18 protein-coding genes are annotated in these 21,576 nt (G+C 67.8%); 13 read left to right on the plus strand and 5 right to left on the minus strand.

The window, feature by feature from the left end:
* The gene (locus tag A5771_RS12800; protein ID WP_064855619.1) at positions 1 to 912 is read left to right on the plus strand and encodes an ROK family protein; all 912 of its coding nucleotides are present in this window, start codon (positions 1 to 3) and stop codon (positions 910 to 912) included.
* A gap of 6 nt (positions 913 to 918) precedes the next feature.
* Here the strand turns inward: A5771_RS12800 and A5771_RS12805 are convergent, their stop codons facing one another.
* From A5771_RS12805 to A5771_RS12815, 3 genes are all read right to left on the minus strand, one after another.
* Positions 919 to 1,416 (minus strand): carboxymuconolactone decarboxylase family protein, encoded by a 498-nt coding sequence (locus A5771_RS12805; protein ID WP_064855589.1) that lies wholly within the window; start codon positions 1,414 to 1,416, stop codon positions 919 to 921.
* Positions 1,413 to 2,501: an NAD(P)H-dependent amine dehydrogenase family protein gene (locus tag A5771_RS12810; protein WP_064855590.1), complete on the minus strand. Its 1,089-nt coding sequence runs from the start codon at positions 2,499 to 2,501 to the stop codon at positions 1,413 to 1,415. Before A5771_RS12810 ends, A5771_RS12805 begins: the two co-directional genes overlap by 4 nt.
* Before the next feature lie 67 nt (positions 2,502 to 2,568).
* A complete protein-coding gene (locus A5771_RS12815) occupies positions 2,569 to 2,892 on the minus strand; it encodes a winged helix-turn-helix transcriptional regulator (protein ID WP_064855591.1) in 324 nt (107 codons plus the stop codon).
* A gap of 71 nt (positions 2,893 to 2,963) precedes the next feature.
* Between A5771_RS12815 and A5771_RS12820 the strand changes: the two genes are divergently transcribed.
* From A5771_RS12820 to A5771_RS12875, 12 genes are all read left to right on the plus strand, one after another.
* Positions 2,964 to 3,392, plus strand: a complete 429-nt coding sequence (locus A5771_RS12820; RefSeq protein ID WP_064855592.1) for a DUF1772 domain-containing protein — start codon at positions 2,964 to 2,966, stop codon at positions 3,390 to 3,392.
* 244 nt (positions 3,393 to 3,636) lie between these two features.
* Positions 3,637 to 4,242, plus strand: a complete 606-nt coding sequence (rplJ, locus tag A5771_RS12825) for a 50S ribosomal protein L10 (RefSeq protein ID WP_064855593.1) — start codon at positions 3,637 to 3,639, stop codon at positions 4,240 to 4,242.
* Between the two features lie 52 nt (positions 4,243 to 4,294).
* The gene (rplL, locus tag A5771_RS12830) at positions 4,295 to 4,684 is read left to right on the plus strand and encodes a 50S ribosomal protein L7/L12 (RefSeq protein ID WP_064855594.1); all 390 of its coding nucleotides are present in this window, start codon (positions 4,295 to 4,297) and stop codon (positions 4,682 to 4,684) included.
* Positions 4,685 to 4,873: 189 nt separating this feature from the next.
* Complete coding sequence (locus A5771_RS12835; protein ID WP_064855595.1) at positions 4,874 to 5,917, plus strand: ABC transporter ATP-binding protein; 1,044 nt, start codon at positions 4,874 to 4,876, stop codon at positions 5,915 to 5,917.
* A 378-nt stretch (positions 5,918 to 6,295) separates the two neighbouring features.
* Complete coding sequence (locus tag A5771_RS12840) at positions 6,296 to 9,850, plus strand: DNA-directed RNA polymerase subunit beta (protein WP_082947214.1); 3,555 nt, start codon at positions 6,296 to 6,298, stop codon at positions 9,848 to 9,850.
* Between the two features lie 38 nt (positions 9,851 to 9,888).
* Entirely contained in the window at positions 9,889 to 13,839 is a 3,951-nt protein-coding gene (locus tag A5771_RS12845; RefSeq protein WP_064855596.1) for a DNA-directed RNA polymerase subunit beta', read from the plus strand.
* A gap of 165 nt (positions 13,840 to 14,004) precedes the next feature.
* Entirely contained in the window at positions 14,005 to 15,534 is a 1,530-nt protein-coding gene (locus tag A5771_RS12850) for a hypothetical protein (RefSeq protein WP_064855597.1), read from the plus strand.
* A 10-nt stretch (positions 15,535 to 15,544) separates the two neighbouring features.
* Positions 15,545 to 16,303, plus strand: a complete 759-nt coding sequence (locus tag A5771_RS12855) for a deoxyribonuclease IV (RefSeq protein WP_064855598.1) — start codon at positions 15,545 to 15,547, stop codon at positions 16,301 to 16,303.
* A 343-nt stretch (positions 16,304 to 16,646) separates the two neighbouring features.
* The gene (locus tag A5771_RS12860; protein ID WP_064855599.1) at positions 16,647 to 18,287 is read left to right on the plus strand and encodes an acyl-CoA dehydrogenase family protein; all 1,641 of its coding nucleotides are present in this window, start codon (positions 16,647 to 16,649) and stop codon (positions 18,285 to 18,287) included.
* Positions 18,288 to 18,327: 40 nt separating this feature from the next.
* A complete protein-coding gene (locus tag A5771_RS12865; protein ID WP_064855600.1) occupies positions 18,328 to 19,263 on the plus strand; it encodes a crotonase/enoyl-CoA hydratase family protein in 936 nt (311 codons plus the stop codon).
* A gap of 7 nt (positions 19,264 to 19,270) precedes the next feature.
* Positions 19,271 to 20,008 (plus strand): PaaX family transcriptional regulator C-terminal domain-containing protein, encoded by a 738-nt coding sequence (locus tag A5771_RS12870; RefSeq protein ID WP_234783040.1) that lies wholly within the window; start codon positions 19,271 to 19,273, stop codon positions 20,006 to 20,008.
* Positions 20,005 to 20,769, plus strand: a complete 765-nt coding sequence (locus A5771_RS12875; RefSeq protein ID WP_064855602.1) for a crotonase/enoyl-CoA hydratase family protein — start codon at positions 20,005 to 20,007, stop codon at positions 20,767 to 20,769. Before A5771_RS12870 ends, A5771_RS12875 begins: the two co-directional genes overlap by 4 nt.
* 20 nt (positions 20,770 to 20,789) lie before the next feature.
* Here the strand turns inward: A5771_RS12875 and A5771_RS12880 are convergent, their stop codons facing one another.
* Both A5771_RS12880 and A5771_RS12885 read right to left on the minus strand, forming a co-directional pair.
* A complete protein-coding gene (locus tag A5771_RS12880) occupies positions 20,790 to 21,185 on the minus strand; it encodes a DUF3060 domain-containing protein (RefSeq protein WP_064855603.1) in 396 nt (131 codons plus the stop codon).
* Positions 21,182 to 21,547 (minus strand): DUF3060 domain-containing protein, encoded by a 366-nt coding sequence (locus A5771_RS12885; protein ID WP_064855604.1) that lies wholly within the window; start codon positions 21,545 to 21,547, stop codon positions 21,182 to 21,184. The genes A5771_RS12880 and A5771_RS12885 overlap by 4 nt, the downstream gene beginning before the upstream one ends.
* Positions 21,548 to 21,576 lie beyond the last annotated feature (29 nt).

Here is a 21,576-nt window from a genome sequence, read left to right on the forward strand (position 1 = left end):
CTGGCGACCCTCGCGCTGGACGTCGGCGGCACCAAGATCGCCGCCGGCCTCATCGGCGCCGACGGAACCCTGCTCTACACCGCCACCCGGCCCACCCGCGGTGACCAGGGCCCCGAGGTGGTGTGGGCGGTGGTGGTCGAGCTGCTCGGCGACGTCCTGGCGAAAGCCGGCGGGCGGGTCGGCGCGGTCGGGATCGGCTCGGCCGGCCCCATCGACGTCAACGCCGGGACGGTCAACCCGATCAACATCCCCGGCTGGCGCGGGTTCGCCCTGCGTGACCGGGTGGCCGCCGCGGTGCCCGGGGTGCCGGTGCGGTTGGGCGGCGACGGCGTCTGCATGGCGCTGGGCGAACACCGGTACGGGGCCGGGCGCGGGACGCGATCGATGCTGGGCATGGTGGTCTCGACCGGGGTGGGCGGAGGTCTGGTGCTCGATGGAGCGCCCTTTCACGGGCGCACCGGCAACGCCGGGCACGTCGGGCACGTCGTCGTCGACGCCGATGGCGAACCGTGCCGCTGCGGCGGCCGGGGCTGTGTGGAGACCATCTCCTCCGGCCCGGCGATGGTGCGTTGGGCGCTGGCCAACGGCTGGACGCCGGAGACCGCCGAGGCCGACGCCAAGGCGCTCGCTGCGGCCGCCGAGGCCGGTGACCCGGTGGCGCGGCGCGCATTCCGGCGCGGCACCGATGCGCTGGCGGCGATGATCGCCTCGGTGGCTGCGGTCTGCGACCTGGACCTGGTGGTGATCGGCGGGGGAGTCGCGAAATCCGGTGCGCTGCTGTTCGATCCGCTGCGTGCGGCGTTGTCCGAGCACGCCCGGCTGGACTTCCTGACCGGGCTGCACGTGGTGCCCGCCGAACTCGGCGGCGACGCCGGCCTGGTGGGCGCGGCCGCGCTGGCCACCCTGGTCTGACTCTGCTTAGGCGGTCTGCGTTGTGGCGTGGCTGGGAAGGGCGCAGATCGCGTCCAGGCCGAAGACCCTGTTCAATCGGCCGAAGGCCAGCCAGGCCCCCAGGGACATCGTCAGTTCCACGGCCTCACGCTGGTCGTAGTGGGCCTGGAAGCGGGTCCAGAACTCGTCGTCCAAGCCATGATGGTCGAGGACGTAGCGTTCCGCGTACTCCGCTGCCAGGCGTGCTCTGTCGTCCAGGCGGCCTGTCGTGCGCCAGTGCTCTACTGCTTCGGCGAACTCTTCTTCCACCTTGACGCCGTCGCGTTCCGTTCTCCAGTCCTGGCAAAACAGGCAGCCGTTCAATTGGGCGATGCGCAGTCGCGCGGCCTCGAACTCGCGCAGGCCCAGCGTCGAATGGGCGTAGACAGCCAGGGAGAAGTTCGCCGCCGCCGGGCCGATCCCAGGGACCAGGGAGCCCCAGACGTACTCGATGGCGTCCTGGCCCTCGGGGATGTCGATGTTCACTTCGTGCCTCCGAAGGGTCGGCCGGGGATCCAGCGCAGCGGGACGTCGAGCGCGTCGTACAGGCCGGGGACGGCGGCGACAAGCCAGTCGAGGGCGCCGACGATGCGGCCCACCGCGGTGGCGTTGCCGCCCTCGGAGCGGTTGCCGTTCTCGGTGGCCTCGACGGTCACCTCTATCCGGGGGCTGCCTTCGATGATCACGCGGTGGGCGCCGTCTTCGCCCGCCGGTGGCTGCGGCCAGTCGGGCGCGCAGGACGGGTCAATGCGGGTGACGTGTTCGATCACGATGCGGGCCTCGCCGTCGACGATGCCCTGGACCTCGAAGCGCACGGCGCCCTGGGTGCCCGCCTCGAAGTCGCCCATCGCGGCGGTCGTGACGGTGGCGTCGAGGGCGCGGCGTTCGACGTGCTCGCGTACGTCGTCCAACTCGACGCCCAGCGCGCGGGCGATCAGCCGGACCTGCCCACCCCACACCATCGACGGGACGGTCGCCATCAACATCGGCGGCTGGTAGTCGAGCGGGTGCCCCATGCCGACGAGGTGGCGGACGGAGTCCGGCTGGTCGTAGGTCGTGTAGTCGAAGATCTCCTGGCAGCGGATCCCGTCGACACGGGCGGCGAGCCCGCTGACGAGCAGCGGCAGGATGTCGTTGCCCCAGCCGGGGTCGATGCCGGACACGAACAACGATCCGCCGCCGTCGGCGATGGCCTTCTCGACGGGTTCGCGCACTTCGCGCGGGGCGCTTCGGTGGTCGTACAGAGGATAGAGGGACGGTGTGACGACGGCGGCACCGGCGCGGATCGCACGGCAGACGTCGGCGAGGGCGTCGTCGGGGCGGATGTCGCCGGAGGCGGCGTAGACGACGGCGCGCGGGCCTGCGGCGAGGGCGGCTTCGACGTCGTCGGTGGCAGCGACGCCGACCGTGCGGCCGAGTCCACCGAGGTCGCCCGCGTCGCGGCCCACCTTGGCCGGGTCGTGGACGATGACGTGGGCGAGTTCGAGTGCGGGGTGGGCGTCGACGGCGCGGATCGCCAACCGTCCGACGTTCCCGGTGCCCCAGATGAGGGTGGGGATGGTGTCGCTCATCACAGGAGCCTAGCAAGCGATTGGTTGGCTAACGGGCCCGTGGACGGCCCCCGCCCTGGGCGCCGAGTCAGCGCGAAAGGTGGACACGGCCCCACTCGCACAGCTGGGCCAGCACCGGGGCCAACGTCTGCCCGTACTCAGAGATCGAATAGTGCACACAGGGCGGCACAGTGCCGGCGTCGTGGCGGTCGATGATCCCGTCGGCGACGAGTTCGTGCAGATGACGGATGAGCATTCGTTCGGTGATGCCCGGGATGCTGCGCCGTAGCTCCGCGGTGCGCATCGGCCCGTCGGTCAGCCGCCACAGGATGGTGCCTTTCCAGCGGCCGTTGACGACCGACAGTGCGGCGTCGATCGGGCAGTCACTGACAATTTTTTTTGATGCCGCCACCAGGTCTCCTGACGCTGACGAATTTGTCAGTACCTTGCTTTTTGTCAGCATAGCTATCACAGTCGTCTGTTGTGAAGCAGATTGTGGAGATTCTTGCGATATCGGTGACCGGAATCCTGGTGGGTGCGGAGTTCGCGGTGGCGGCGTTCCTCAACCCGATTCTGGGGCGGCTGCCTGACGACGAGCGCCGGGCCGCCCGCGCGGACGGCGCCCGGATGCTGGGACGGCTGATGCCGTTCTGGTATTTCGCCGCGTTTGCCTTGCTGGTGGCGGTCGCCGTCGTCGCGGACTCGCAGCGCCGGCTGGTCGGTACCGGGGTGGGCCTGATGGCCGTCGCCGTGCTGCTGTCGGTGGCAGTCTTGGTGCCGATCAACAACCGCATCGCGGCCGGGGAGGTGTCCACCCGGCTCGTGGCGCGCTGGGACCGGCTGCACCGGTTGCGGGTGGCGATCCTGGCGACGCTGTTCGTCGTGCTGGTGACCGGCGCACTGAACGCCTGACCCCGGGTCGGTTTTGGCTGATCGGCCCCCATCACGCTATGGTGTGTGGCGATCCACCGAAGACCGTCGGTCACCGAGCAATCGGTTGAAGGTCCGGGAACATCCCGGCGGCCCACGCAGGAGGACGAGGCACCGGCTCCGCCGGCACACATTGTGACGCCCCGACCGCATCCTGCGTCGGGGCGTTCGTTATTTCCCGGGTGGAACAACGTGAGACAACGACAGCGACACCGAGGAGGTATGCATGGCGCGGGCTGACAAGACCGCCGCCGTCGCGGACATCGTCGAGCAGTTCAACGGCTCGACCGCCACTGTGATCACCGAGTACCGCGGTCTGACGGTTGCGAACCTGGCGGAGCTGCGGCGTTCGCTCGGCGGCTCGGCAACCTACGCGGTGGCGAAGAATACCCTGGTCAAACTGGCCGCGGCCGAGGCCGGCCTGGAGGGGCTCGACGAGCTCTTCGCGGGTCCGACGGCGATCGCGTTCGTCCAGGGCGAGCCGGTCGACGCGGCCAAGGCCATCAAGAAGTTCGCCAAGGACCACAAGGCGCTGGTCATCAAGGGCGGCTACATGGACGGTCGCGCGCTGACCGTCGCCGAGGTGGAGCGCATCGCCGACCTGGAGTCGCGCGAGGTGCTGCTGGCCAAGATGGCCGGTGCCATGAAGGCCAACCTGTCCAAGGCTGCCGGACTCTTCGCCGCTCCGGCGTCGCAGATGGCTCGCCTGGCAGCGGCGCTGCAGGAGAAGAAGCCCGCCGAGGCAGCTGCGGCTCCGGCCGAGACCGAGGCTCCCGCCGAGACCGAAGCTCCCGCCGAGACCGCCGAGGCTGCGGCCGACGCCACCGAATAACCAGACACAAACCAACCCAACTTCCTAACCGGAATCAGAAAGGACCGAAACCATGGCCAAAATTTCCACCGAAGAGCTGCTCGACGTCTTCAAAGAGATGACCCTGCTTGAGCTGTCGGAGTTCGTGAAGCAGTTCGAGGAGACCTTCGACGTCACCGCTGCCGCCCCGGTCGCTGTGGCCGCCGCCGGCGGTGCCGCCCCGGCCGCCGCCGAGGCCGCCGAGGAGCAGTCCGAGTTCGACGTCATCCTGGAGTCGGCCGGCGAGAAGAAGATCGGCGTGATCAAGGTGGTCCGCGAGGTCGTGTCGGGCCTGGGACTCAAGGAGGCCAAGGACCTGGTCGACGGCGCTCCCAAGCCGCTGCTGGAGAAGGTCGCCAAGGAGGCCGCCGAGGAGGCCAAGGCCAAGCTCGAGGCTGCCGGCGCGACGGTCACCCTCAAGTAGTTTTTTCCGCCCGGACCCCCGGAAGCCGCGAGGCTCCCGGGGGTCTGCGCTATTCAGGATGGGCTCGCCGGAAACTGGACATCGGCGCACTGATGCGGACCGCCGTTGCGGGGCGCACCGGTGCGCTACAGTGGCCCAAGCCACACGCGCAGGCGTGGCACGACGAGAGTTTGCGGAAGGACCTCACTAATGGGTGTCGCCATCGAGGTAGAGGGCTTGACCAAGTCCTTCGGATCGGCCCGGATCTGGGAAGACGTCTCATTGACGATCCCCGAGGGCGAGGTCAGCGTCATGCTGGGCCCGTCGGGTACCGGCAAGTCGGTGTTCCTGAAGTCGCTGATCGGGCTGCTGCGGCCCGAGCGCGGTTCGATCGTCATCGACGGCACCGACATCCTGCAGTGCTCGGCCAAGGAGCTCTACGAGATCCGCACCCTGTTCGGGGTGCTGTTCCAGGACGGCGCGCTGTTCGGGTCGATGAACATCTACGACAACACCGCCTTCCCGCTGCGTGAGCACACCAAGAAGTCCGAGAGCGAGATCCGTGACATCGTCATGGAGAAGCTGGATCTGGTCGGTATGCCCAACGACGGCTACAAGTTCCCCGGTGAGATCTCCGGTGGTATGCGCAAGCGTGCCGGCCTGGCCCGCGCGCTGGTGCTGGACCCGAAGATCATCCTGGTCGACGAGCCGGACTCGGGTCTGGACCCGGTCCGCACCGCGTATCTGAGCCAGTTGCTGATCGACATCAACGCCCAGATCGACGCCACCATCCTGATCGTCACGCACAACATCAACGTGGTGCGTACCGTGCCGGACAACATCGGGATGCTTTACCGCAAGAAGCTGGTGATGTTCGGTCCGCGTGAGGTGCTGCTGACCAGTGAGGAGCCGGCGGTCAAGCAGTTCCTCAACGGCCGCCGGATCGGCCCGATCGGCATGTCCGAGGAGAAGGACCAGGCGACCGCGGCCGCTGAGCAGGCCGCGGTCGACGCCGGGCACGCCGACGGCGGCGTCGACGACGTGGAGGGGGTGCCGCCGCAGATCGTCGCCAGCCCCGGTATGCCCGAGCGTCAGGCGGTGGCCCGCCGTCAGGCCCGGGTGCGCGAGATCCTGCACACCCTGCCCCCCAAAGCCCAGGCGGCCATCCGCGAGGATCTCGACGGCACCCAGAAGTACGCGGTGCGCGACTACCCGGTCGATGACGCCCCCACGGCGTCGATCCGGACCCAGTAGGGCGGAGGGCCTGACTGCCGACCCGCACCGTGTCAGCTCTTGACGGACGGACCTAAACGGTCCAATCTGGTCACCAGCATTTGTGCTCGGGGCTCCGGCGGAGGCCAGCCAGCACCGATAGGGTCCCGGGACGCGGCGGTTGAGGTTTGCGTCAGCCTGCGCTATTGTTGGACGTTGCGCTGGCTTCCTCCTGCCCACCCTTACCCGCACCCGAACCCGCAGCACCAGCCCGAGTCGCGTTTGCCGGCTCGTTTAGGGCTTGTGACGTCCGGGTTTGGCTGTGCGTGAGACCGGACAGAGCGTCCGCCAGCCGAACCAACGGTCGATATCCGCAGCGAACGGGGTCTGGTGAGAACCGGGACCCGCTGGCCGCATTAGGTGCTGGAAGGATGCATCTTGGCAGTCTCCCGCCAGAGCAAGAAGAACGCTTCAGGTACTACCACCCAAAATTCCCCCAATAGTTCCGTCCCGGGAGCTCCCAACCGGATCTCCTTCGCCAAGCTGCGCGAGCCGCTCGAGGTTCCGGGTCTGCTCGACGTGCAGACCGACTCCTTCCAGTGGCTGATCGGTGCTCCGGAATGGCGCGACAAGGTGGCCAAGCTGACCGGCGCGACGCCCAAGGGCGGCCTCGAAGACGTGCTCGAGGAACTCTCGCCGATCGAAGACTTCTCCGGCTCGATGTCGCTGTCGTTCTCCGACCCGCGGTTCGACGACGTCAAGGCGCCGGTCGACGAGTGCCGCGACAAGGACATGACCTACGCCGCGCCGCTGTTCGTCACCGCGGAGTTCATCAACAACAACACCGGCGAGATCAAGAGCCAGACGGTGTTCATGGGCGACTTCCCGATGATGACCGAGAAGGGCACCTTCATCATCAACGGCACCGAGCGTGTCGTCGTCTCCCAGTTGGTGCGCTCGCCCGGCGTGTACTTCGACGCCAGCATCGACAAGTCGACCGAGAAGACGCTGCACTCGGTCAAGGTGATCCCGGGCCGTGGCGCCTGGCTGGAGTTCGACGTCGACAAGCGCGACCTGGTCGGCGTTCGTATCGACCGCAAGCGCCGCCAGCCGGTCACCGTGCTGCTCAAGGCGCTGGGCTGGACCAGCGAGCAGATCCGGGAGCGGTTCGGCTTCTCCGACATCATGATGTCGACGCTGGAGAAGGACAACGCCGCCAACTCCGACGAGGCGTTGCTGGACATCTACCGCAAGCTGCGGCCGGGCGAACCCCCCACCAAGGAGTCCGCGCAGACCCTGCTGGAGAACCTGTTCTTCAAGGAGAAGCGCTACGACCTGGCCCGGGTGGGTCGCTACAAGATCAACAAGAAGCTGGGCCTGCCGGCCGCACCCGCCGACGTCGAGTCGTCGCCGACCACGCTGACCGAAGAGGACATCGTGGCCACCATCGAGTACCTGGTGCGGCTGCACCAGGCCGCTCAGGACGGCCAGCAGGGCACCATGACGGTGCCCGGCGGCGTCGAGGTGCCCGTCGAGGTCGACGACATCGACCACTTCGGCAACCGCCGGCTGCGCACCGTGGGTGAGCTGATCCAGAACCAGATCCGGGTCGGGCTGTCCCGGATGGAGCGCGTGGTCCGGGAGCGGATGACCACCCAGGACGTCGAGGCCATCACGCCGCAGACCCTGATCAACATCCGCCCGGTGGTCGCCGCGATCAAGGAGTTCTTCGGCACCAGCCAGCTCTCCCAGTTCATGGACCAGAACAACCCGCTGTCGGGTCTGACCCACAAGCGCCGGCTGTCGGCGCTGGGGCCCGGTGGTCTGTCCCGTGAGCGCGCCGGCCTGGAAGTTCGTGACGTGCACCCGAGCCACTACGGCCGGATGTGTCCGATCGAGACCCCGGAAGGCCCGAACATCGGTCTGATCGGGTCGCTGTCGGTGTACGCGCGGGTGAACCCGTTCGGCTTCATCGAGACGCCCTACCGCAAGGTGGTCGACGGTGTCGTCAGCGACGAGATCCACTACCTGACCGCCGACGAGGAGGACCGCCACGTCGTGGCGCAGGCCAACTCGCCGCTGGAGGACGACGGCCGGTTCGCCGAGGAACGAGTTCTGGTGCGCCGCAAGGGCGGCGAGGTCGAGTACGTGTCGTCGGCCGAGGTCGACTACATGGACGTCTCGCCGCGCCAGATGGTGTCGGTGGCCACGGCCATGATCCCGTTCCTCGAGCACGACGACGCCAACCGTGCCCTGATGGGCGCCAACATGCAGCGCCAGGCGGTTCCGCTGGTGCGCAGCGAGGCGCCGCTGGTGGGCACCGGCATGGAGCTGCGCGCCGCGATCGACGCCGGTGACGTGATCGTCGCCGACAAGACCGGGGTCATCGAGGAGGTCTCGGCCGACTTCATCACGGTGATGGCCGATGACGGCACCCGGCAGACCTACCGGATGCGCAAATTCAACCGGTCCAACCACGGCACCTGCGCCAACCAGCGTCCGATCGTCGACGCCGGCCAGCGGGTCGAGGTCGGCCAGGTGATCGCGGACGGCCCGTGCACCGACAACGGCGAGATGGCCCTGGGCAAGAACCTGCTCGTGGCGATCATGCCGTGGGAGGGGCACAACTACGAGGACGCGATCATCCTGTCCAACAGGCTGGTCGAGGAGGACACGCTGACCTCGATTCACATCGAGGAGCACGAGATCGACGCCCGCGACACCAAACTGGGCGCCGAGGAGATCACCCGGGACATCCCGAACGTCTCCGATGAGGTGCTGGCAGACCTCGACGAGCGCGGCATCGTCCGCATCGGCGCCGAGGTCCGCGACGGTGACATCCTGGTCGGCAAGGTCACTCCCAAGGGTGAGACCGAGCTGACCCCCGAGGAGCGGCTGCTGCGCGCGATCTTCGGTGAGAAGGCCCGCGAAGTCCGCGACACCTCACTGAAGGTGCCGCACGGCGAGTCCGGCAAGGTCATCGGCATCCGGGTGTTCTCCCGCGAGGACGACGACGAGCTGCCCGCCGGGGTCAACGAGCTGGTGCGCGTCTATGTCGCGCAGAAGCGCAAGATCTCCGACGGTGACAAGCTGGCCGGCCGCCACGGCAACAAGGGCGTCATCGGCAAGATCCTGCCGGCCGAGGACATGCCGTTCCTGCCGGACGGCACCCCGGTCGACATCATCCTGAACACCCACGGTGTGCCGCGACGGATGAACATCGGTCAGATCCTGGAGACCCACCTGGGCTGGATCGCCAAGACCGGATGGAACATCGATGTGGCTGCCGGCGTACCGGACTGGGCCGACAAGCTCCACGAGGAGCTGTACACGGCCGACCCGGACACCCGCACCGCCACCCCGGTGTTCGACGGCGCGCAGGAGAACGAGCTGCAGGGTCTGCTGTCCTCGACGTTGGCCAACCGCGACGGCGAGGTCATGGTCAACGGCGACGGCAAGGCAATGCTGTTCGACGGCCGCTCCGGTGAGCCGTTCCCGTACCCGGTGACCGTCGGCTACATGTACATCATGAAGCTGCACCACCTGGTGGACGACAAGATCCACGCCCGCTCTACCGGCCCGTACTCGATGATCACCCAGCAGCCGCTGGGCGGTAAGGCGCAGTTCGGTGGCCAGCGGTTCGGTGAGATGGAGTGCTGGGCCATGCAGGCCTACGGTGCGGCCTACACGCTGCAGGAGTTGCTGACGATCAAGTCCGACGACACGGTCGGCCGCGTCAAGGTCTACGAGGCGATCGTCAAGGGCGAGAACATCCCCGAGCCGGGTATCCCGGAGTCGTTCAAGGTGCTGCTCAAAGAGCTGCAGTCGCTGTGCCTCAACGTCGAGGTGCTGGCGAAGGACGGCGCGGCGATCGAATTGCGCGAAGGCGAGGACGAGGACCTGGAGCGGGCAGCCGCCAACCTGGGAATCAACTTGTCCCGCAACGAATCCGCCTCGGTGGAAGACCTCGCTTAGTTATTAGCTACTAAACCCGCAAGGGGAAAGGGAGTTACGTGCTCGACGTCAACTTCTTCGATGAGCTCCGCATCGGTCTGGCAACCGCGGAGGACATCCGGCAATGGTCCTACGGTGAGGTCAAGAAGCCGGAAACGATCAACTACCGCACGCTCAAGCCCGAAAAGGACGGCCTGTTCTGCGAGAAGATCTTCGGACCGACTCGCGACTGGGAGTGCTACTGCGGCAAGTACAAGCGCGTGCGCTTCAAGGGCATCATCTGTGAGCGCTGTGGCGTCGAGGTGACCCGCGCCAAGGTGCGTCGTGAGCGGATGGGCCACATCGAACTGGCCGCTCCGGTCACCCACATCTGGTACTTCAAGGGTGTGCCGTCCCGGTTGGGCTACCTGCTCGACCTGGCGCCCAAGGACCTCGAGAAGATCATCTACTTCGCGGCCTACGTCATCACCAGCGTCGACACCGAGATGCGTCACAACGAGCTGTCCACGCTGGAAGCCGAGATGGTCGTCGAGAAAAAGGGCGTCGAGGACCAGCGGGACGCCGACCTGGAGGCCCGCGCCCAGAAGCTGGAGGCCGACCTGGCCGAGCTGGAGGCCGAGGGTGCGAAAGCCGATGTGCGGCGCAAGGTTCGCGATGGCGGCGAGCGCGAGATGCGCCAGCTGCGCGACCGCGCCCAGCGTGAGCTGGACCGGCTCGACAACATCTGGGACACTTTCGTCAAGCTGGCTCCCAAGCAGCTGATCGTCGACGAGACCGTCTACCGCGAGCTGGTCGACCGTTACGGCGAGTACTTCACCGGTGCGATGGGTGCGGAGTCGATTCAGAAGCTGATCGAGACCTTCGACATCGACGCCGAGGCCGAGTCGCTGCGCGACACCATCAAGAACGGCAAGGGGCAGAAGAAGCTTCGCGCCCTCAAGCGCCTCAAGGTGGTGGCGGCCTTCCAGATGTCGGGCAACTCCCCGATGGGCATGGTGCTCGACGCGGTGCCGGTGATCCCGCCGGAGCTGCGCCCGATGGTGCAGCTCGACGGTGGCCGGTTCGCCACGTCCGACCTCAACGACCTGTACCGCCGGGTCATCAACCGCAACAACCGGTTGAAGCGACTGATCGACCTCGGGGCGCCCGAGATCATCGTCAACAACGAGAAGCGGATGCTGCAGGAGTCCGTCGACGCGCTGTTCGACAACGGCCGTCGCGGCCGGCCGGTCACCGGCCCGGGGAACCGTCCGCTGAAGTCGCTTTCCGATCTGCTCAAGGGCAAGCAGGGCCGGTTCCGGCAGAACCTGCTCGGCAAGCGTGTCGACTACTCGGGCCGTTCGGTCATCGTGGTCGGTCCGCAGCTCAAGCTGCACCAGTGCGGTCTGCCCAAGCTGATGGCGCTCGAGCTGTTCAAGCCGTTCGTGATGAAGCGACTGGTCGACCTGAACCACGCGCAGAACATCAAGAGCGCCAAGCGGATGGTGGAGCGGCAGCGCCCGCAGGTGTGGGACGTCCTCGAAGAGGTCATCGCCGAGCACCCGGTGCTGCTCAACCGGGCACCCACGCTGCACCGCCTGGGTATCCAGGCCTTCGAGCCGCAGCTGGTGGAGGGCAAGGCCATTCAGCTGCACCCGCTGGTGTGTGAGGCCTTCAACGCCGACTTCGACGGCGACCAGATGGCGGTGCACCTGCCGCTGAGCGCCGAGGCGCAGGCCGAGGCCCGCATCCTGATGCTGTCGTCGAACAACATCCTGTCGCCGGCCTCGGGTCGCCCGCTGGCCATGCCGCGTCTGGACATGGTGACCGGCCTGTACTACCTGACCACCGAGATCGAAGGTGACGCAGGCGAATACGTCCCGGCCGCCAAGGACCGCCCGGAGTCCGGCGTGTACTCCTCGCCGGCCGAGGCGATCATGGCCGTCGACCGCGGTGCGCTTTCCGTGCGGGCCAAGATCAAGGTGCGTCTGGACCAGCTGCGGCCGCCGGCCGAGGTCGAGACCGAGCTGTTCGGCGCCAACGGCTGGCGGCCGGGCGACGCCTGGATGGCCGAGACCACGCTGGGCCGGGTGATGTTCAACGAGCTGCTGCCGACCGGGTATCCGTTCGTGAACAAGCAGATGCACAAGAAGGTTCAGGCCGTCATCATCAACGACCTGGCCGAGCGCTACCCGATGATCGTGGTCGCCCAGACCGTGGACAAGCTCAAGGACGCCGGCTTCTACTGGGCCACCCGTTCTGGGGTCACCGTCTCGATGGCCGATGTGCTGGTGCCGCCGCGCAAGAAGGAGATCCTGGACTCCTACGAGGAGCGCGCCGACAAGGTCGAAAAGCAGTTCCAGCGTGGCGCTCTCAACCACGAGGAGCGCAACGAGGCGCTGGTGGAGATCTGGAAGGAAGCCACCGAGGAGGTGGGTAACGCGCTGCGTGACCACTACCCGGCCGACAACCCGATCATCACCATCGTCGACTCCGGTGCCACGGGTAACTTCACCCAGACCCGGACGCTGGCCGGCATGAAGGGCCTGGTGACCAACCCCAAGGGTGAGTTCATCCCGCGGCCGATCAAGTCCTCCTTCCGTGAGGGCCTGACGGTGCTGGAGTACTTCATCAACACCCACGGTGCTCGAAAGGGCTTGGCGGACACCGCGTTGCGTACCGCCGACTCGGGTTACCTGACCCGTCGTCTGGTGGACGTCTCGCAGGACGTGATCGTGCGCGAACACGACTGCGGCACTGAGCGCGGCATCATGGTGGAGCTGGCTGAGGTGGCCGCCGACGGATCGCTGATCCGCAACGCGTTCATCGAGACCTCGGCGTACGCCCGCACGTTGGCCGTCGATGCGGCCGATGCGAAGGGCAAGGTCGTCATCGAGCGCGGCCACGACCTCGGCGACCCGTCGATCGAGGCACTGCTGGCTGCCGGAATCACCAGCGTGAAGGTGCGTTCGGTGCTGACCTGTGCCACCGGAACCGGCGTGTGTGCCACGTGCTACGGCCGGTCGATGGCCACCGGCAAGCTGGTCGACATCGGCGAGGCCGTCGGCATCGTCGCGGCCCAGTCCATCGGTGAGCCCGGTACCCAGCTGACCATGCGCACCTTCCACCAGGGTGGTGTCGGTGAGGACATCACCGGTGGTCTGCCGCGGGTGCAGGAGTTGTTCGAGGCGCGCATCCCGCGTGGCAAGGCGCCGATCGCCGATGTCGCCGGCCGGGTGCAGCTCGAAGAGGGCGAGAAGTTCTACAAGATCACGATCGTGCCGGACGACGGTGGCGAGGAAGTGGTCTACGACAAGCTGCCCAAGCGTCAGCGGCTGCGGGTGTTCAAGCACGAGGACGGCTCGGAGCGGTTGCTGTCCGACGGCGACCACGTCGAGGTCGGCCAGCAGCTCATGGAGGGCTCGGCCGATCCGCACGAGGTGCTGCGCGTGCAGGGCCCGCGCGAGGTACAGATCCACCTGGTCAACGAGGTCCAGCAGGTCTACCGGGCTCAGGGTGTGTCGATCCACGACAAGCACATCGAGGTGATCGTCCGGCAGATGCTGCGCCGGGTGACCATCATCGACTCGGGCGCCACGGAGTTCCTGCCCGGTTCGCTGACCGAGCGGGCCGAGTTCGAGACGGCGAACCGGCGGGTGGTGGCCGAGGGGCTGGAGCCCGCGGCCGGTCGTCCGGTGCTGATGGGTATCACCAAGGCGTCGCTGGCCACCGACTCGTGGCTGAGCGCGGCGTCGTTCCAGGAGACCACCCGCGTGCTGACCGATGCGGCGATCAACTGCCGCAGCGACAAGCTGCAGGGCCTCAAGGAGAACGTGATCATCGGCAAGCTGATCCCGGCCGGCACCGGCATCAACCGGTACCGCAACATCGCGGTGCAGCCGACCGAGGAGGCCCGGGCCGCGGCGTACACGATCCCGTCCTACGAGGATCAGTACTACAGCCCGGACTTCGGCGCGGCCACCGGTGCCGCGGTGCCGCTGGACGACTACGGCTACAGCGACTACCGCTAGTCCGACGACGAGGAAAGCCCTGGGCACGCCCGGGGCTTTTCTCGTTCCTCCCGCCGAGCGTGAAGGTGGCTTCACGTTCGATGGCCGAGCGTGAAGTTGGCTTCACGTTCGGCGCGAAGGAGGCTCGGGTTGCGGCCACCGCGCCGAGCAGGTTGCATCGTTGGCATGGGGGACGAGGTCAAGCGCACCGACTACAGTCGCACTCAGCGCCAGCTCTACCGGCAAAAGATCCAACAGTGTCTCGACGTTTTCGAGAGGATGCTGGCCCAGTCCAGCTTCGACTGCGACGACCAGCCGCTGACCGGCATGGAGATCGAGGCCAACCTGGTCGGCGGTGACTACCGGCCGGTGATGGCCAATTCCGACGTGCTCGCCAGAATCGACGATCCGGCTTACCAGCGCGAGTTGGGCGCCTTCAACATCGAATTCAACGTCCCGCCGCGGCCGCTGCCCGGGCGCCTCGGGCTGGAGTTGGAGGCCGAGGTGCGTGCCAGCCTCAATGCCGCAGAGGTCAAGGCCCACGCCGACGGCGCACGCATCGTGATGATCGGGATTCTGCCCACGCTGATGCCCGAGCACCTGACCGGAGACTGGATGAGCGAGTCGGCCAGGTATGCGGCGCTCAACGATTCGATCTTCGCTGCGCGCGGGGAAGACCTCGCCATCGACATCGACGGACCGGAGCCGCTGAGCCTGCAGGCGACGACCATCGCACCGGAATCGGCATGCACCAGCATGCAACTGCACCTTCAGGTGTCGCCGGCTCAGTTCGCCGACCACTGGAACGCCGCGCAGGTACTGGCCGGCCCGCAGCTGGCCCTGGGCGCCAATTCGCCGTACTTCTTCGGCCACCGGCTGTGGGCGGAGACCCGGGTCGAGCTGTTCGCCCAGTCCACCGACACCCGCCCCGACGAGCTGAAGAACCAGGGCGTGCGGCCGCGGGTGTGGTTCGGCGAGCGGTGGATCACCTCGATCTTCGACCTGTTCGAGGAGAACGTGCGCTACTTCCCGTCGCTGCTGCCGGAGGTCTCCGAGGAGGACCCGGCCGCCGAGCTGGCGCAGGGCCGCACACCGCAGCTGGCCGAGCTGCGCCTGCACAACGGGACGGTGTACCGGTGGAACCGGCCGGTTTATGACGTCGTCGACGGACGGCCGCACCTGCGCGTGGAGAACCGGGTGCTGCCGTCCGGGCCGACGGTTGCCGACATGCTGGCCAACGCGGTCTTCTACTACGGCCTGCTGCGCAGGATGGCCCGTGAACGACGGCCGCTGTGGACCCAGATGAGTTTTGCCGCCGCCCACCGCAACTTCCGTGCGGCCGCCCGCCACGGCCTGGACGCCCGGCTGGACTGGCCGGAGCTGGGCGAGGTCAGCGTGGCAGAGCTGACCCGGCGCGAGCTGCTTCCGATGGCCCGGCAGGGCCTCGACGAGTGGGGGGTGGCCGCGGAAGTCTCCGACCGGTTCCTGGGCATCATCGAGGGCCGGATCGACTCTGGGCGCAACGGCGCCACCTGGCAGGTGGCGACGGTGCGGGCGTTGCAGGCACAGGGGATGAGCCGGCCGGATGCGCTGGCGGAGATGCTGCGGCGCTACTGCGCACACATGCACACCAATCAGCCGGTACACACCTGGCAGTGGCCTGATTGTCCGGCTCCTCAGCCGGCTCGTCCCTCGCCCGCATCGTCGCCGAACTAGGCTCACCGGCGTGTTGATCGGTTCCCATGTGCGCCCTGCTGATCCGTTGGCCGCCGCGGAGGCGGACGGCGCCGACACGGTGCAGATCTTTCTCGGCAACCCGCAGAGCTGGAAGCCCCCCAAACCGCGCGAGGATGCCGAGCGCCTGCGACAGGCCGCGCTGCCGATCTATGTGCACGCGCCCTACCTGATCAACGTGGCTTCGCCGAACAACCGGGTGCGCATCCCCTCGCGCACCGTCCTGCAGCAGACCTGCGATGCCGCCGCCGATATCGGCGCGGCCGCGGTGATCGTGCACGGCGGACACGTCAGCGCCGACGACGACGATCCGGAAGCCGGGTTCGTCCGCTGGCGCAAGGCGCTGGACCGGCTGGAGACGACGGTGCCGGTGTATCTGGAGAACACCGCCGGTGGCGAGTATGCGATGGCCCGTCGTTTCGACACCATCGCCAAGCTGTGGGACCACATCGGCGACACCGGGGTGGGGTTCTGCCTGGACACCTGCCACGCCTGGGCGGCCGGGGAGAAGCTGGCCGACGCGGTGGAGCGGATCAAGGGCATCACCGGCCGCATCGACCTGGTGCACTGCAACGACTCGCGGGACGCCGCGGGCTCCGGCCGGGATCGGCACGCCAACTTCGGTACCGGCCAGATCGATCCCGAGCTGCTGGTCGCCGTGGTCAAGGCCGCCGGCGCCCCGGTCATTTGCGAAACCGCCGACGAGGGCCGCAAGGCCGACATCGCGTTTCTGAAGGAGCGCGCCGGCTGACCCTGACCGGCTGGCTGGCTGGCGAAGACCGTACCTCCCCGGTTCGGCATCCAATAATCCGTTATGTCCGTTTTCCCGTGAAGTAGATGACAAGCGGTTGGTGATGTGCTATTAATTTGCTATGGCTCCGCGAGTAGGGCGGCTTGCAGGTCCATTGCGCCGGGAGGGTCTTTGATGACTGAACGGCTGCGGCGGAATTGAGCTGCCCCTAGCACGGCGCCCATAGACGCGGCGGTCACGGCCTGGAACCTCCCGACCTCGGGCCGTGACCGCCGTTTTGTTCGCCGAACATAAGTGAAGTTACATGCGTTGTGCGTACGTCGAAAAACTGTAATACTGCGTTATGGCCGATACGCATGTCGTCATCAACCAGGTCCCTCCGCTGGAGGGCTACAACCCCGCTTCGTCGCCGGTTCTCCTCGAGGCGCTGATCCGCGAGGGCGGTCAGTGGGGCGTCGACGAGGTCACCGACCTCGGCGCCATCTCCGGCTCGCGGCAGGCCCAGCGCTGGGGTGAGCTCGCCGATCGCAACCGGCCGGTCCTGCACACCCACGACGTCGTCGGCAACCGCATCGACGAAGTGGAATACGACCCCGCCTACCACGAGCTGATGCGCACCGCGATCGAGCACGGCCTGCACGCCGCGCCGTGGGCCGATCCGCGGCCGGGCGCCCACGTGGTGCGGGCCGCCCAGACCGGGGTGTGGACCGCCGAGCCCGGCCACATGTGCCCGATCTCGATGACGTACGCGATCGTCCCGGCCCTGCGTTACAACGACGAACTGTCGAAAACCTACGAGCCGCTGTTGACCAGTCGGGTCTATGACCCCGAGCTGAAGGTGCCGGCCGACAAGGCGGGAATCACCGCGGGCATGTCGATGACCGAGAAACAGGGCGGCTCCGATGTGCGCGCCGGCACCACCCAGGCGGTGCCCAACGCTGATGGCAGCTACACGCTGACCGGGCACAAGTGGTTCACCTCGGCGCCGATGTGCGACGTGTTCCTGGTGCTGGCCCAGGCGCCCGGTGGCCTGAGTTGCTTCTTTCTGCCGCGGGTGCTGCCGGATGGCACCCGCAACCGGATGCGGCTGCAGCGGCTCAAGGACAAACTCGGCAACCACGCCAACGCCTCCAGTGAGGTCGAGTACGACGGCGCCACCGCGTGGCTGGTCGGGGAGGAGGGCCGTGGCGTCTCGGTCATCATCGAGATGGTCAACCTCACCCGGCTGGACTGCGCGCTGGGCAGTGCCACCAGCATGCGGATGGGGCTGGCCCGCGCGATCTACCACGCGCAGCACCGAAAAGCGTTCGGCGCCTACCTGATCGACCAACCTCTAATGCGCAACGTGCTGGCCGACCTGGCGGTGGAAGCCGAGGCGGCCACCATGGTGACCATGCGGATGGCCGGCGCCACCGACAAGGCGGTCCAAGGTGACGACCGGGAGGGGCTGCTGCGCCGGATCGGGCTGGCGGCCACCAAGTACTGGGTGTGCAAGCGCGCCACCCCGCACGCCGCCGAGGCGATGGAATGCCTGGGCGGCAACGGCTACATCGAGGACACCTTGATGCCGCGGCTCTACCGGGAGGCGCCGCTGATGGGCATCTGGGAGGGTTCGGGCAACGTCAGCGCACTGGACACGCTGCGGGCCTTGGCCACCCAGCCCGACTCGGTGGCGGTGCTCTTCGACGAGCTGGCCGACAGCGCCGGGCAAGACGTCCGGCTCGACGCCCACGTTACTGCCCTCAAGGCGCAGCTGGGCGACCTCGGCGACGTGGACGCAGCGCAGTACCGGGCCCGCAAGATCGCCGAGGACATCTGCCTGGCACTGCAGGGGGCGCTGCTGGTGCGGCACGGCCACCCGGCCGTCGCCGAGGCGTTTCTGGCCACCCGATTCGACGGGCAGTGGGGCGGGGCGTTCGGTACGCTTCCCGCGGGCCTGGACCTTGGGCCGATCCTCGAGCGCGCCGTCGTCAAAGGGTCGTAACAGGTCGTCGAGGGTCGTACACGGTCAGAAAAGGCGATACATGCGGCATCACATTGCCCCGGTCGAATTCGACAATCTGCGCACCATGACCTACGAGGTCACCGATCGCATCGCCCGGATCACCTTCAACCGCCCGGAGAAGGGCAACGCGATCACCGCCGACACCCCACTGGAGTTGTCGGCCCTGGTGGAGCGCGCCGACCTGGACCCGAACGTGCACGTGATCCTGGTGTCCGGCCGCGGCGAGGGATTTTGCGCGGGCTTCGACCTGGGCGCCTACGCCGAGGGTTCGTCGTCACCGGGCGGTGAGAACTATCGGGGCAGCGTGCTCGACGGCAAGACCCAAGCTGCCAACCACCGCCCGGACCAGCCCTGGGACCCGATGGTCGACTACCAGATGATGAGCCGGTTCGTCCGGGGCTTCGCCTCGCTGATGCACGCCGACAAGCCGACCGTGGTCAAGATCCACGGCTACTGCGTGGCCGGCGGTACCGACATCGCCTTGCACGCCGACCAGGTGATCGCGGCCTCCGACGCCAAGATCGGCTATCCGCCGATGCGGGTATGGGGCGTGCCGGCGGCCGGGCTGTGGGCACACCGGCTCGGCGACCAGCGCGCCAAACGCCTTCTGCTGACCGGGGATTGCATCACCGGCGCGCAAGCCGCCGAATGGGGTCTGGCGATCGAGGCACCCGATCCGACCGATCTCGACGAGCGCACTGAACGGCTGGTGGCCCGCATCGCCGCCATGCCGGTCAACCAGCTGATCATGGCCAAGCTGGCGCTCAATACTGCGCTGCTGCAACAGGGGGTGGCCACCAGCCGGATGGTCAGCACCGTCTTCGACGGGGTGGCGCGGCACACCCCGGAGGGGCACGCGTTCGTCGCCGATGCGGGCGCGCACGGCTTCCGCGAGGCGGTGCGGCACCGTGACGAGCCGTTCGGGGACTACGGCCGACAGGCATCCGGGGTGTAAGCGTCAGATGGCTGAGACACCAGTTCGCATGACGGCCCGCTCGGTGGTGTTGTCGGTGCTGCTGGGAGCGCATCCCGCCTCGGCCACTTCAGCTGAATTACTGAGGCTCACGGCGGGTTTCGGCATCAAAGAAACCGCGATGCGAGTGGCGCTGACCCGGCTGATGGCCGCCGGGGACCTGGTGCGTTCCGCTGAGGGCTATCGGCTCTCCGACCGTCTGCTGCAGCGTCAGCGCCGGCAGGACGAGGCGCTGAACCCGCGTACCAGGCAGTGGAGCGGCGACTGGCTCACGGTGGTGATCACCAGCATCGGCTGCGACGCGCGAACCCGGGCCGCATTGCGCTCCGGGCTCACCGAGCGGCGATTCGCCGAACTGCGCGAAGGGATTTGGATGCGGCCGGACAACATCGACGCCGAGCTGGGCGCTGATCTGGCCTCCCACACCCGGTTGCTCACCGCCCGCGATGAACGGCCGGCCGAACTGGCCGCCAAGCTGTGGGATCTGGCCGGGTGGGCGGCCACCGGCAACGAGCTGCTCACGGCGATGACCCAGGCTCCCGAGGTACCGGACCGCTTCACCGTCGCCGCGGCCATGGTCCGCCATCTGCGCCGCGACCCGGTGCTGCCGGCCGAACTGCTGCCGCCGGACTGGCCGGGCGATCGGATCCGCAGTCGCTACCGGGAATTCGCCGACGAAGTGGCGGCGCGGCGTGATGCAGACCGAGCGGTGGAGGTGCCGTCATGACGGACTCGGTACGGGTGGAGCGCAGTGGTGCGGTGACGACGGTGATCCTGAACCGGCCGCAGGCCCGCAATGCCGTGGACGGACCGACCGCGGCCGCGCTGTATCAGGCCTTCGCCGATTTCGACCGCGACGACACCGCCTCGGTGGCGGTGCTGTGGGGGGATCACGGAACCTTCTGTGCGGGAGCCGATCTCAAAGCCTTCGGCACCGAGAAAGCCAACCAGACCCACCGCACCGGGCCGGGGCCGATGGGCCCGACCCGAATGACGTTGTCCAAGCCGGTGATCGCCGCGGTGAGCGGCTATGCGGTGGCCGGCGGTCTGGAGTTGGCGCTGTGGTGTGATCTGCGCGTCGCCGAGGCCGACGCCGTGTTCGGGGTGTTCTGCCGGCGCTGGGGGGTGCCGCTCATCGACGGCGGCACCGTGCGGTTGCCCCGGCTGATCGGCCACAGCCGCGCCATGGACATGATCCTCACCGGCCGCGCCGTGGACGCCGATGAGGCGCACGCGATCGGGTTGGCCAACCGGGTGGTGCCCCACGGGCAGGCCCGCGCCGGGGCCGAGCAATTGGCCGGCGAACTCGCCGAGCTGCCGCAGGGCTGCCTGCGCTCGGATCGGCTCTCGGCGCTGCGACAGTGGGGGATGACCGAAGCCCACGCGATGGATCAGGAATTCGCCAGCCTGTCGCGGGTGGCCGCGGAGGCGCTGCACGGGGCGGGCCGGTTCGCCGGCGGTGCCGGCCGGCACGGCGCCAAAGCCTGACCGGCGGCCGGCGCCAAAGCCTAGCGCTTATCGGCGATGGTGTTGCCCGACCCGCGATCGTCCACCGTCGGCTCGCCGCTGCGGTAGGTGATGGAGTTGTTGAGCCCGGTGACCGTCAGCGACTTCTCCACCCGTTCCACGGTGATCCGGTTGTCGGCACCGGCGACGTTCACCGCTTCGCAGCTGCCCCGGACCGTGAGCCTGTTGTTGGATCCGGCAACGTTCAGCGACTTGCCGTCGGCGCAGTCCACCGCCGACGTCGTCCCGAACGATTGGTAGTTGATCGTCTCGTCAAAGCTCTTGGAGATCCGGGCCGATTCAGCCGACTCCGAGCTGCAACCGGTCACGCCGGCGCCGACCGCCACCAGCACAACACCGAGAAGCGAGTAGCGGCTTCGGCGGTGATCGCGGGTCACGCTGGTACGCGGGCGAGCCGGTTGGTCATCCCCAGCTCACGTCCGCGGTCGAACAGGAAAGGGTCGCCATTTTTGTAGTAGACGGTCTGGTCGTAGCCGTAGACGGTGACGTCGTTGATGATGGTCTCGGCGATGACGGTGTTCTGCGAGCCCTGCATGGTCACCGCCCAGCAGTCCCCGAACGCATGCACGGTGATGTTGACCCCGTTGATGAACAGGGTGCCGCCCTGGCAGTCCAGCGTGCGCGTTTCATGCACCCCGTAGATGTGGATGTCGCCGGGCACGGCCTGGGCGTCCGGGGCGCCGGCTAGCGGAGCGGCCGCAAAGGTCAGCAGCGCAGCTCCCAGCGCGCTCCACTTCATCTCCCGTGCCCCTCTCGCCGGACGCGATT

The organism is Mycolicibacter sinensis (assembly GCF_001667375.1).
Taxonomy (GTDB): Bacteria; Actinomycetota; Actinomycetes; order Mycobacteriales; family Mycobacteriaceae; genus Mycobacterium; species Mycobacterium sinense_A.

Bases quoted from the DNA above. Each gene is read 5' to 3' on its own strand.
- A5771_RS12865 (WP_064855600.1), top strand. From the start codon at position 18,328: ATGCGGCATCACATTGCCCCGGTCGAATTCGACAATCTGCGCACCATG.
- A5771_RS12850 (WP_064855597.1), top strand. From the start codon at position 14,005: ATGGGGGACGAGGTCAAGCGCACCGACTACAGTCGCACTCAGCGCCAG.
- A5771_RS12885 (WP_064855604.1), bottom strand. From the start codon at position 21,547: ATGAAGTGGAGCGCGCTGGGAGCTGCGCTGCTGACCTTTGCGGCCGCT.
- rplJ (WP_064855593.1), top strand. From the start codon at position 3,637: ATGGCGCGGGCTGACAAGACCGCCGCCGTCGCGGACATCGTCGAGCAG.
- A5771_RS12835 (WP_064855595.1), top strand. From the start codon at position 4,874: ATGGGTGTCGCCATCGAGGTAGAGGGCTTGACCAAGTCCTTCGGATCG.
- A5771_RS12810 (WP_064855590.1), bottom strand. From the start codon at position 2,501: ATGAGCGACACCATCCCCACCCTCATCTGGGGCACCGGGAACGTCGGA.
- A5771_RS12870 (WP_234783040.1), top strand. From the start codon at position 19,271: ATGGCTGAGACACCAGTTCGCATGACGGCCCGCTCGGTGGTGTTGTCG.
- rplL (WP_064855594.1), top strand. From the start codon at position 4,295: ATGGCCAAAATTTCCACCGAAGAGCTGCTCGACGTCTTCAAAGAGATG.
- A5771_RS12860 (WP_064855599.1), top strand. From the start codon at position 16,647: ATGGCCGATACGCATGTCGTCATCAACCAGGTCCCTCCGCTGGAGGGC.
- A5771_RS12875 (WP_064855602.1), top strand. From the start codon at position 20,005: ATGACGGACTCGGTACGGGTGGAGCGCAGTGGTGCGGTGACGACGGTG.